The organism is Bacteroides sp. AF39-16AC, from assembly GCF_003602735.1.
Lineage (GTDB): Bacteria > Bacteroidota > Bacteroidia > Bacteroidales > Bacteroidaceae > Bacteroides > Bacteroides uniformis.
In genome coordinates, this window is sequence record NZ_QTLN01000003.1 from 14,832 (window position 1) to 26,890 (window position 12,059).

The window sequence follows — 12,059 nt, forward strand, 5'->3', positions numbered from 1 at the left end:
ATTTTTAGTCAATGGATTTATAACATGAACAGAAGAAATTTTATAAAGAGAGTGGGCCTTTTGGGGGCAGGATATGCGCTGAATAAAAACTTGATGTTTGCGAATTCAGGCGTAGCTTCGACAGCTGCCTCTTTTTCGTCGTTTCCAACAGTAAGGAAGCCTATATCGGAAAGGAACTTCAAAAGTCCTGCCATTGAAAAGGCCATTGCTACTTTTAAACAGAAGGTCAAGAATGAAGAACTGGGCTGGCTGTTTGGGAATTGTTTTCCGAATACGTTGGACACAACCGTTTTTTATTCAGAAAAGGATGACCGACCGGATACATATGTGATTACCGGTGATATTGATGCCATGTGGTTAAGGGATAGTTCTGCCCAAGTATATCCGTATTTGGATTTCATGTCTGAAGATAAGAACCTGCAAAGACTGATAATTGGCGTTATCAATAAGCAGACCTCCTTTATATTGAAGGATCCGTATGCCAATGCCTTTTATGATGATGATACGAAGTATACAAGATGGAACAGCGACCATACGGAGATGAAACCGGGTATTCATGAGCGTAAATACGAGTTGGATTCGCTTTGCTATCCCATTCGCCTGGCATATGGATACTGGAAAAAGACAAATGATGCTTCTCCTTTCGATGCGCAATGGAAGAAGGCGATAGAAACCGTTTTAAGGGTCTGCAAGGAACAGCAGAGAAAAGATGGTAACGGGCCTTATAGCTTTCGCAGAACTTCGGAATGGGCTATAGATGCTGTTCCTATGGGTGGAGTGGGCTATAAAGTAAATCCGGTCGGATTGATTTGCTCTACTTTCAGGCCTAGTGATGATGCCACTATCTTTCCTTTTCTCGTCCCGTCCAATTTCTTTGCGGTGGCCAGTTTGAGGCAGGCTTCCGAAATGGTTCAAAAGATAACCAAAGACAATGTACTGGCTGATGAACTGTTGGCGTTGAGTAAAGAAGTTTATAATGCTTTGCAGACTTATGCCGTGGTGAATCATCCGAAGTTCGGTAAAATCTATGCTTTTGAAATAGATGGCTTTGGATCGGCTTATCTTAGTGATGATGCCAACGTCCCTAATCTGCTGGCGTTACCCTATCTGGGTGGTGTTGATAGGGATGATGCAATTTATGCCAATACCAGAAGATTCGTGTGGTCGGAATACAATCCTTATTTCTTTAAAGGTTCTTATTTTGAAGGGATAGGAGGACATCATATTGGTACGGACATGATATGGCCGATGAGCCTGATAATGAAAGCCCTGACTGCTCAAGACGATAAAGAGTTACAGCAATGTATCCAGATGCTCCAGAAAACGCATGCCGGTACCGGGTTCATGCACGAGTCATTCCACAAGGATGACCCCAAGAAATTCACAAGGAGCTGGTTTGCATGGGCCAATACATTGTTTGGAGAATTGCTGTGGAAAACATTCAATGAGAAACCATATTTATTGGAATATTAATCATCTAATTAATCAATGTAAACAAAAATTTATGAGAAGAATTACAAAATTCAGTTTGTTACTCTCCCTTGTTCTGGGATTGTACTTTCCTACTGTTTTTGCACAGTCGAACATGACGAACGAAATGTTTGACTTGGCAAAGTTGAAGTCGGGTGTAAAAAACAAAAGAATCTCCAGTACAGATCCTACCGGAGGTAACAGAGATCACTTGGAGCCCTTCAAACCAGGTGAGAAACGCATCATTGCAGACATCAAGGGAACGGGAGTCATCAACCACATTTGGGTGACGATTGCGCCTCCACCTCCCACTTTGAGCAGAAACGACATTATCATTCGCATGTATTGGGACGGCAACGATTATCCTTCGGTAGAGTCTCCCATCGGCCCTTTCTTCGGACAAGGCTGGGATGAGAGATACAACTACGCATCCTTGCCTCTTTCGGCCGGTCCTGAAAACGGTACCGGTCTGTCGTGCTATTTCGCTATGCCTTTCGAGAAGGGCGCACGCATTGAAATTGAGAACCAGAGCGACCGCAACATAGATGCTTTCTACTTCTACGTGGATTATCTGGAGATGGCGAAGCTTCCCAAGGACATGGGCCGCTTTCATGCCTGGTATAACCACAACCTGACTGAAGCACTTCCCGAAGGCGAGACGGAGTGGGGAGTTACCGGTGCCCAGAAGCCGAACACCACCGGCGAACGCAACTATGTGTTCATGGAAACCCAAGGCAAGGGACACTTTGTAGGTATCAATTACTATGTGCATTGTCCCACTCCCATGTGGTATGGCGAAGGTGACGACATGTGGTTCATTGATGGAGAAAAGGTTCCCTCGCTGATAGGTACAGGTACGGAAGACTTCTTCAATACGGCCTGGTGTCCTAAAGAAGCCTTCTCGCATCCTTACTTCGGTTATCCCCGTGTGAACAATGATATAGGCTGGCTGGGTCGTACCCACGTTTACCGATTCTTCATTGAAGATCCCATTTTCTTTGAAAAGAGCCTGAAGGGAACCATCGAACATGGCTCCAACAACAACTTGACGTTGGATTTGTCTACCGTGGCTTATTGGTACCAAGATTCGGCTGTGGCTCTTCCCGAAGCTCCTACAAAGGCACAGCGTGCTCCGAAACCTTTCATCAACCATGTTGATATACATCGTTGGCGGGATGCCTGGCGTAAGTCCAAGGGTAACAAAGCCACTCTGTGGGGCAACGAGTAAACTTTTGTAACGCTCTTTTTTTATACGTTCATAGGCTGATATTTATATCCGGGGTTTTGCCATTATATTGGCAAAACTGTGTCTCTATATTGGCAAAACTGTGCCAATATATTGGCACGACTATGGAAAAATAGTTCTACGGAGCAGCAAATTCAATAAATCATTAATAAAGGTACGAAATGAAGAATATTCCCAAAAAGCAATTTGCGGGCTGGATGCTGATGCTACTGTTGTGCATCAGTATCTCGGTATTTGCCCAGTCGCCTAAGAAGGTGACCGGACGTGTGATGGATGCACAAGGTGAGTTACTCATCGGTGTGAATGTGACGGAGGCGGCAGACCCTTCTAATGGTGTGGTGACGGACATCAACGGTACGTATACGATTACGTTGAAAGGTAATAAGCCGTCATTAAAATTCTCTTATATTGGCTTTAAGGATAAAGTGGTAGCGGTAGGCTCCAAAGGAGTGCTTGATGTAGCTTTGGAAGAAGATGTGGCAGCCCTTGACGAAGTGGTGGTAGTGGGCTTCGGAACGCAGAAGAAAGCTTCTGTGGTCGGCTCCATTACCAATATAGAGCCGGCCAAACTTGCCGCGGCTCCCAGCCGTTCGCTTAGTAACAACTTGGCGGGTATGGTTCCCGGTGTGATTGCGGTTCAGCGTAGCGGTGACCCTTGGTTCAATAACTCCGACTTCTGGATTCGTGGTATCAGTAGCTTTACTGGCAATACCAATCCGCTGGTATTGGTGGACGGCGTCGAGCGTTCGCTCCACGACATCGACCCTGAAGAAATCGCCTCCTTTTCCGTGTTGAAGGATGCTGCCGCCAGTGCCGTCTATGGTGTGCGCGGTGCCAATGGTGTAGTGATGATTGAGACCAAGCGCGGCAAGATTGGAAAGCCGCAGGTGAACGTCCGCTTCGAACACTCCTTTACGCAACCCATCAAGATACCCGACTACATCGGCAGTGTGAAGTATCTGGAACTGATTAACGAAATGTATGCCGAGCAGGGTAGAAACCCGTTTGTAAGCGAAGCCACCCTGCTGAACTACAAGAACCAGACCGACCCGGAACTCTATCCCGATGTGAATTGGTGGGATGTTATCTCCAAAGACCATGCAGACAACACAAAGGCGAACGTTAGTGTCAACGGTGGTACGGACATTCTTCGTTATGCGTTGGTGGCAGGATATTACAATGAGAACGGTATCATTGAACGCGACAAAAACCAGGAGTGGGACTCTTCCCTGAAGGTGAGCCGATATACGGTGCGTTCCAATGTAGATGTGAATGTGACTCCCACCACTTTGTTCCGCGCCAATGTGGGCGTATTCCTGCAAACTCGTAACGCTCCTCCGGGAGACACGGAAACCAACCAGGGCATTTTCTATCAAGCCATGCGTGTACCTCCCTACGTGCATCCGGCTATCTATGCCGATGGGCGCATTCCACGTGTGATGTACAAGGAGAACCCTTGGGCGTGGGCCACGCAGCGTGGATACGAAAAACTAAATCATAATAAGATTGAATCCTTAGTATCGTTGGAACAAGATTTGAAGTTCGTTACACCGGGATTGAAGTTCAAAGGAACCTTCTCTTTCGACAAGTTCTCGGCAACTTCCGTAACACGTTCCAAGAACCCCTATTACTACAATCCCGCCACCGCACGCGATGCAGAGGGCAACATCATCACTGATGTGCAGACCACCGGACAAGAGTTCCTGGGCTATGCAAAAGGAGCTGAATGGGGCGACCAGTCCATCTATCTGGAAGGAATGCTTTCGTACAATCATGTTTTCGGTGACGTACATGATGTGGGGGGGATGTTTTTGTACAATCAAAAGGACTACAACAACGGAGAAGCGCTTCCTTATCGTACACAAGGTATAGCTGGAAGACTCTCGTACACTTATGACAGCCGTTATATCGCCGAGCTGAATTTCGGTTATAACGGTTCCGAGAACTTTGCCAAGGGCAAACGCTTCGGCTTTTTCCCGGCAGCGGCGATAGGATGGATTGTGTCTCAGGAAAAGTTTATGGAGCCGCTTTCAGGTATCATCTCCAATTTAAAGTTGAGGGCTACTTGGGGTAAGGCAGGAAACAGTGAGTTGGGAATCAGGGGACGCGCAGATTACAGACGTTTTGCATATATTTCCACTATCGTTGATACGGGTTCTTATCGCTGGGGTACGGATGCAGAGATATATCGCTTGGGACGTTCGGAAGGTGAGATTGGTGTATCTGACCTGACCTGGGAGACTGTGACTAAGATGAATGCTGGACTAGATTTGGGGTTATGGAACAATAGCGTGAATATTGTTGTGGATGTGTTTAAGGAGAAGCGTGAAGATATCTTTATGAAGCGTACCAATGTACCTGGTTCTACCGGATTCAACCGCCCCGTTTGGGCCAATTATGGCAAGGTCGAGAATCAGGGATTTGATGTGTCTTTGAATGTCAACCATAAGTTCAATAGCGATTGGGCCATTTCCGCTATGGCAAACTATACCTACGCACACAATAAGGTTGTGGAAATAGACGAACCTGCCGCCATCTTGGGTACATACCGTTCGCAAACCGGTAAGCCTATAGGGCAATTGTTTGGCTTGATAGCCGAAAGGCTCTTTACGGAAGATGATTTCGATGAAAACGGTATGCTTAAGGAAGGAATTCCGGCACAGAAGTTCAGTGATATGAGTAACCTACGTCCCGGTGACATTAAATACAAAGATTTGAACGGGGATGGTGAAGTGACCGCAGTAGATAAAACAGCCATTGGTGGTACACGTATTCCCGAGATTGTCTATGGTTTTGGAGCTACAGTAAGCTATAAGTCGTTCGATTTGGGAGTATTCTTCCAAGGAACAGGTAAAACCTACCAGCTCTTGGGCGGAGAGACCTGGTTGCCGGGTTCTTCCTTAGGTGCTGGTAACATCTATTCGAACATTGACGACCGTTGGACACCTGAAAATCCGAGGCAAGATGTATTCTGGCCCCGTATGGGAGACAAGGCTGTGGCAAACAATGAACAAGCTTCCACATGGTGGTTGCGTGACATGAGTTTCCTGCGCTTGAAGAATCTGGAACTTGGATATACTCTTCCGCAACGTTGGACTACCAAAATTGGCATCCGCGGCTGCCGTTTGTTTGCAAGAGGAACCAATCTGCTGACGTTCTCCAACTTCAAGCTTTGGGACCCCGAACTGGAAACTACCGATGGATTGAGATACCCACAGATGAAATCTGTATCAGTGGGTTTTAGCATCAATTTCAACAATTAATTAAGATACGAAGAAAATGAAAAAATATAAATCTATAGCAAAAGCTGTCTTATTGTCGTGCACCCTGGCATTGACAACGAGTTGCAACGATTTCTTGGACAAGGCTCCCGACGACCAGCTTACCATGGAGATGATTTTCACGGACAAGATAAGGACTGAGGACTGGTTGGCAGGTGTTTATTCATCCATTCCCAGCCCCATGTGGGGGTATTTCAAGGCACAAGGTTATAACATTATGGGCGATGATATCACTATTCCCCAAGATTGGTCGCCGTATGGATGGAGCAATGTGTATGCCTACACCACCGGAAACTGGAGTCCTATCTCAACATGGGACCCCTATTATTGGGTAGAATTACACAAGCGCATACGTTCCGGCCTTATCTTCTTGCAAGAGGCAAAAGTACTTCCGGAAAAAGACCTGAAGGAATCTTATGTCAACCAGATGAAGTACGAAGTCCGTTTCCTGATAGCCTACTATTACTCTTTGATGATTGAGTTGTATGGTGCCATACCGTTTACTCCCGGTGTGCTTGTTTCCGTCGATGCGCCCGAATCGGAGATGATGACTCCCCAAAGACCCTATGCCGAAGTGGTAGATTGGATTGACAAAGAGCTGCTGGAAGTGTCAGAGCATTTGCCCGCTGTCTATCCCAATAATACCGATTGGGGCAGGGCTACCTCTATCATGGCTTTGGCAATACGTGCCAAAACACTGTTATTTGCCGCAAGTCCATTGTTCAACGGCAATCCGGATCTCAAGGACTGGAAGAATTCGGAAGGAGAATTCCTCTTTGATGCCGAAGCCAAGCCGGAAAGATGGGAAAAGGCTGCCAAAGCTCATCTCGACTTGATAAAGGCAGCCGAAGCGGCCGGACATAAGCTGTACTATGAGTATAATGTGGATGGAAGTATCGACCCCTTCATGTCTTACTACAACATGTCGTTGAAACGCTTCTCAGAAGGCAACAAGGAGATTCTTTTCGGACGCCCCGAAAATGTGGACCTGAACAACTGGCAGGCTCATCATCTGCCGAAAGGTATCGGTGGAAATGCCGCTATGGGTGTTACTCAGGAACTGGTGGACGCTTTTTATATGAAGAACGGTGAAATGCCTATATTGGGATATAACGAGGATGGTTCGCCCATTATCAACCCGGAATCGGGGTATGTGGAAAACGGATTCTCTACCAATACAGAGTATAGAACCACGAAGTGGCCGGGCGGTGGACCTTCGAACCTTGCCAATAAAGAAACCGGTGTAAGCCCGGTAACAGAAGAAGGTACCTACAACATGTATTGCAACCGGGAGCCTCGCTTCTATGTTTCCGTCATCTATAATGGCGCATGGCTGGGAGTTGATAACCGTCGTGTGAACTTCCTTCAAGGAGGCCGTGATACGGATATGACTTTCGACTCTCCGCAGAACGGTTATAATGTCCGTAAGCGAATCTCTTTGGATGTACTTCCCAGAGATGGAAAGTATGTATATCAGCCGGGTATCTTATACAGAATGGCTGAAGCGTATTTGGGCTATGCGGAAGCATTGAACGAGTCTTCGCCAGCTCCCACTCCCGATGTATATAAGTATGTGAACTTGATTCGTGAACGTGCCGGAATTCCCGCTTTGAAGGAAGGGCTGAGTAAGGAAGAAATGCGTGCCGCCATTCAGCAAGAACGTCGGGTAGAGTTCAATTGTGAAGGTATCCGTTTCCATGACCTCCGTCGTTGGAAGATTGCCGACAAATACCTGGGCGGCAAGCTTTATGGTATGAATCATGACGGTTCTGAGAAGAGCGATGATGTGAACAATCCGAAGGCTTTTTATAAGAGAACTTACTACAAGAGCCGTACCTTCAACAAAAGAATGTATTTATGGCCCGTTCCGCAGGCTCAGATGGACATCAACCCCAATTTGAGACAAGCTCCCGGATATTAATAAATAATTAGAGAACAAGTATGAAATCAATAAAATTCATTTTTTGTACGATGGCGTTAGCGTTTACCACATTGATGTCTTGCTCGGATGATAATGAGGTGGACTTGTCCAATCGTAAGTTTGTCCGTATCGATCAATCGGCAGTTTATGTGGAGATTGACGAGAATGTCACTGTCACCGCTTCCGTTGACACTTTGGCGGGTGATTCCTATCTGTTGAAATGGAGCGTGCTCGATTCCGATGTAGCGACCATTGAAGGTGTAGAAAACAACGCAGCCGTCATTACGCCTATTGCCGTTGGAAAAACGGTTATCAAGGTAGAGACAGCCGATGGCAAGTTGTGCTACTTTAGTGACTTGACTGTTACCAAGACTCCTAAGACGTGTTACATTGACTTTGGTGTCATTGATTCTCCGGCTCCGTTTAACAACTATAGGAATCCCAGAGACCCCGGATTGGTAAATATGCTCGACCATAGAGGTCGTCCTACTACTTTCGGCATCGAGGTGGACAAACCGTTTTCCGGAGAATTGGCTCGCGGTTTGAATAATAATTTGGGTCTTCCAAAAACAGCTTCTGAGGATATGTTTTTCAGCGACGGTATTGCTATTCCGCTCAGTGGATTTAAGGTGACAGGTCTCTCTCAAGGAACAAAATATACGTTCAGTTTCTATGGTCACATCAATGACCGTGGAACTGAAACCGAGTTCCATGTAATCGGAAAGAACGATGGCGTTGCTTATTTGGTTAATGACGATAATTTCGATAGAACGGTAGAGATTAAGGGTATTGAGCCTAATGACGAAGGTGTTGTTTATATCGAGATGAAACCGGGCCCGAACAATGTACAATGGGCCAAATTCTTTGGCGTAAATACCATGGTACTTTCAGAAGAGGAGAATTGATGTGGTTTTATAGACCATAATCCTTTCTATTGAAATAATACTGTCAGTGAGGAGAGATACCGTTTAAACAGGCATTCTCTCCTTGCCTTTTTAAAAAACATATAGTAAAATAGTTTATGAAAATTAATTTGAAAGAAGTTTCTGTTTTCTTGTCTGCCATTCTATTGGCAGGCTCGTATGCCGTGGCTCAGAACCCATACAGATGGACGGATGAGCTGGAGTTATTGAAAAGAGTGGATAAATTGCCGGAGTATCGCACTGGCTCTTATGTGGAGCAGTTCTCGAGTTACGACCGTACCGGAGGCAATGATGATGGTTTTGCGGGTACTTATTCTTTCCTTCGTAAGGAAGGTGATAAGTTGGTGATTGCTGAGATGGAAGGCCCCGGAGTCATCAACCGAATCTGGACTCCTACACCGACGGACAATATGCTCTATTTCTATTTTGATGGACAGAAAGAGCCCGGTCTGAAAATAAAGTTCTCGGATTTGTTTTCCGGTAAGGTTTATCCGTTTACAAAGCCCGTTTGTGGTAATGAAATCGGTGGTTTTTATTGTTATCTGCCCATTACGTACAAAAAGTCCTGCAAAATTGTTTTCGATGGACCTAAATTGGAATTCATTCAGATACAATACCGTAACTTGCCGGAAAAGAAGGTGGAAACCTATACCGGTGAATTCTCACAGCAGGATAAGGATTTGTTGGCTGAGGTGAATAGAATATGGGCTGACTTGTCTCCTGCTGTAACGAATTATACCTTTGGAAAATCAGCTGGTGTACAGACGGAAGAAAAGGTATTTACACTGAGTCCGGGAGAAGAAGTTTCTTTCTTTGAGATGGCAGAACCGGGACGTATTGTAGGTATGTCGATTGATGGCGGAACATCTTTCGAAGGTTTATACAAAGATGTGATTCTTTCAGCTAAATGGGATAATGAGAAGGTGGAGGCTATTTATGCCCCCGTTGCTGATTTTTTTGGATATGCCTATGGAAAAGGAGCAATGCGGAGTATCTTAATGGGTAAGCAAGGTACTTCCAACTACTGCTATCTGCCAATGCCTTTTGACAAGTCAGCTTCTATGAAGATGATTTATAAAAAGAGAGAAGGTATTCAGCAATCTCCTATTTCTGTAAACGTTAAAGTGTACTATAACAGTAATAAGCGTAATGTGAAGGAAGAGGGTAAGTTCTATTCTGTATGGCGTAGAGAGAAAACTCCTCTCGGCATTTTCCATAAGTTTGCTGCACAAAAAGGAAAAGGACATTATGTAGGAACCATCCATCAGGCACAAGGCCTGCGTCCGGGAATGACCTTGTTCTTCGAAGGGGACGACAGCACTTACGTAGATAATAAAATGCGTCTGCACGGCACCGGTTCCGAAGACTATTACAACGGTGGCTGGTATGCTTTATTGGATCGTTGGGACAGAGGAAACAGCCTCCCTCTCCATGGTTGTCTGGATTATTCACTTCCGATGGCCAGAACCGGTGGATACCGTTTCTTCTTGGCCGACAAAATGTCCTATGAGAAGGAAATCTATCATGGAATGGAACATGGTGAAGTAAAAAATAATTTCCCGGTAGATTATACATCTGTTGGATTCTTCTATGCAGCCCAGCCATTGCAAGGCAGAGAAGAGCCTACTGCTGAATTACGCACTGTATATCAGCCGACAGAACATATTTATTTCCCTCAATTGATGCAGCTGAGTCTTGGTGGAGGTGTCCAGGTAACAAATGAGCGTGGAATCCGTATGACCACCCAGCATGGAGGAGTAGTGCGCATCATGCTGAACGATGTGCCCGAAGGAAAATATAAAGTGCTGATAAACTATTTTGAGAAACCGAATGGTGCCGACTTCCAGGTTTGGCAACGCCAGAAGCAACTGTCCGGATGGATCTCTACTAAGAAGGACAAAGAAGTGTCTAAAGACAGAGTACATGTAGGAGACATCAATTTGACGGAACAAACCAATTCGGTCACTTTCCATGTGAGAAATAATAACGGTGGGGACCAGTTTGAACTGGGACTGATTATCCTGGAAAGAATGAAGGAATAGATGTGGGAATGTGTACTTGTATATGGAATTGATAAGAATGAGAACTAAACAAATTTTACTGTTCGGGCTTGTTACCTGTAGTTTGACGGGCAATATGGCTTGTAAGGATGCTGATAGTGAAAAAACGCTGTGTATTGATAATGTACGCATGATATCCCGTGTCACGGGTGATCCTTTGCCGGGAGATACATTGCTGAATCCCAATAATACCGGACCTGACTTTGATGTATATGGAACGGATTTGGGGTTAATGTGGCATATGGATGGAAACCGTGTGGGCATGTTTTTCGGAGATACCAGTGGAGAAGGTTTTGTCGTGAATAAAAATGGTGGCAATGGTTCCAACTGGCGTTCCAACGTACTGGCTTTTTCATCGGATACAGAGCTTACAGACGGTCTTAAAATAGATTCAATGCTGCTTGATGCCGATGGTAAGGCGCTTGAGGTATGTGCGGGCGGTAAGACGAATCCGGAGGTATACCAGACTTCCATCCCTACGAGTGCTATTCGGGCCGGTAAAACGGATTGTGTCCATATTATGAACATCTATGATTGGGGAGCGCCTCATGGACGCTGGCTTACCAATTTTTCTTCTGTCTATACTTCCAATGATGACGGTCGGACATGGGAGCGGCGTGAAGAGGTGACTTTTTCTCCCGACAGTCATTTTTCGCAAGTGGCTTATGCCAAATGTGACGGATGGATTTATATGCTCGGCACACAGGCCGGACGTGGTGATGCTGCGTATCTGGCGCGTTTCCTTGAGAAAGATCTTCTGGATATGAAGGCCTATGAATACTGGAACGGTGAAAGTAAAGAGTGGATACGTGGAAATGAGGCTGCCGCTACTCCGGTATTGAGAGGTCCCGTAGGAGAAGCGTCGCTGATATGGCACAAGAAGTTTGAGCGTTGGATTCTGACTTATAATTATGATCCGAATCATGACGAGACTCCTTTGACCAAAAGGCATGCCATTCTTTATTGTACATCGAAGGATCTCGTCCAGTGGAGCGAGCCGAAAGTATTGGCGGAAGCGGACAGATATCCAGCTTTGTATTGCGCTTACATACATCCGTTGAAAGACAATGATGACCAGCTTTGGTTCATCATGTCCATGTGGGGGCCATACAATGCTTTCCTGATGTGTGCCGATATGAAGCTGGAATAATAATCACT

Annotated in this window: 7 protein-coding genes; all 7 read left to right on the forward strand. The window is 45.6% G+C overall.

Annotated elements, in window-relative coordinates:
* Positions 1–24: 24 nt before the first annotated feature.
* The 7 genes from DW039_RS04075 to DW039_RS04105 all read left to right on the forward strand — a co-directional run bounded on the left by DW039_RS04075 (position 25) and on the right by DW039_RS04105 (position 12,051).
* Positions 25–1,473 carry a glycoside hydrolase family 125 protein gene (locus DW039_RS04075; RefSeq protein WP_120381728.1) on the forward strand — a complete coding sequence of 483 codons (1,449 nt, stop codon included), beginning with the start codon at positions 25–27 and terminating at the stop codon, positions 1,471–1,473.
* A 31-nt stretch (positions 1,474–1,504) separates the two neighbouring features.
* Positions 1,505–2,698, forward strand: a complete 1,194-nt coding sequence (locus DW039_RS04080) for a glycoside hydrolase family 172 protein (RefSeq protein WP_022400938.1) — start codon at positions 1,505–1,507, stop codon at positions 2,696–2,698.
* A gap of 179 nt (positions 2,699–2,877) precedes the next feature.
* Positions 2,878–5,979, forward strand: coding sequence for a TonB-dependent receptor (locus DW039_RS04085; protein WP_120381729.1), 3,102 nt, complete (start codon positions 2,878–2,880; stop codon positions 5,977–5,979).
* A gap of 16 nt (positions 5,980–5,995) precedes the next feature.
* Positions 5,996–7,918: a RagB/SusD family nutrient uptake outer membrane protein gene (locus DW039_RS04090; protein ID WP_117703757.1), complete on the forward strand. Its 1,923-nt coding sequence runs from the start codon at positions 5,996–5,998 to the stop codon at positions 7,916–7,918.
* Between the two features lie 20 nt (positions 7,919–7,938).
* Positions 7,939–8,823: a hypothetical protein gene (locus tag DW039_RS04095; protein ID WP_034522918.1), complete on the forward strand. Its 885-nt coding sequence runs from the start codon at positions 7,939–7,941 to the stop codon at positions 8,821–8,823.
* 116 nt (positions 8,824–8,939) lie between these two features.
* Positions 8,940–10,883, forward strand: coding sequence for a glycoside hydrolase family 172 protein (locus DW039_RS04100; protein ID WP_119957729.1), 1,944 nt, complete (start codon positions 8,940–8,942; stop codon positions 10,881–10,883).
* A gap of 22 nt (positions 10,884–10,905) precedes the next feature.
* Positions 10,906–12,051, forward strand: a complete 1,146-nt coding sequence (locus tag DW039_RS04105) for a DUF4185 domain-containing protein (protein ID WP_022400933.1) — start codon at positions 10,906–10,908, stop codon at positions 12,049–12,051.
* The last annotated feature ends 8 nt before the right edge of the window (positions 12,052–12,059 follow it).

Bases quoted from the DNA above. Each gene is read 5' to 3' on its own strand.
- DW039_RS04075 (WP_120381728.1), top strand. From the start codon at position 25: ATGAACAGAAGAAATTTTATAAAGAGAGTGGGCCTTTTGGGGGCAGGA.
- DW039_RS04080 (WP_022400938.1), top strand. From the start codon at position 1,505: ATGAGAAGAATTACAAAATTCAGTTTGTTACTCTCCCTTGTTCTGGGA.
- DW039_RS04085 (WP_120381729.1), top strand. From the start codon at position 2,878: ATGAAGAATATTCCCAAAAAGCAATTTGCGGGCTGGATGCTGATGCTA.
- DW039_RS04090 (WP_117703757.1), top strand. From the start codon at position 5,996: ATGAAAAAATATAAATCTATAGCAAAAGCTGTCTTATTGTCGTGCACC.
- DW039_RS04095 (WP_034522918.1), top strand. From the start codon at position 7,939: ATGAAATCAATAAAATTCATTTTTTGTACGATGGCGTTAGCGTTTACC.
- DW039_RS04100 (WP_119957729.1), top strand. From the start codon at position 8,940: ATGAAAATTAATTTGAAAGAAGTTTCTGTTTTCTTGTCTGCCATTCTA.
- DW039_RS04105 (WP_022400933.1), top strand. From the start codon at position 10,906: ATGGAATTGATAAGAATGAGAACTAAACAAATTTTACTGTTCGGGCTT.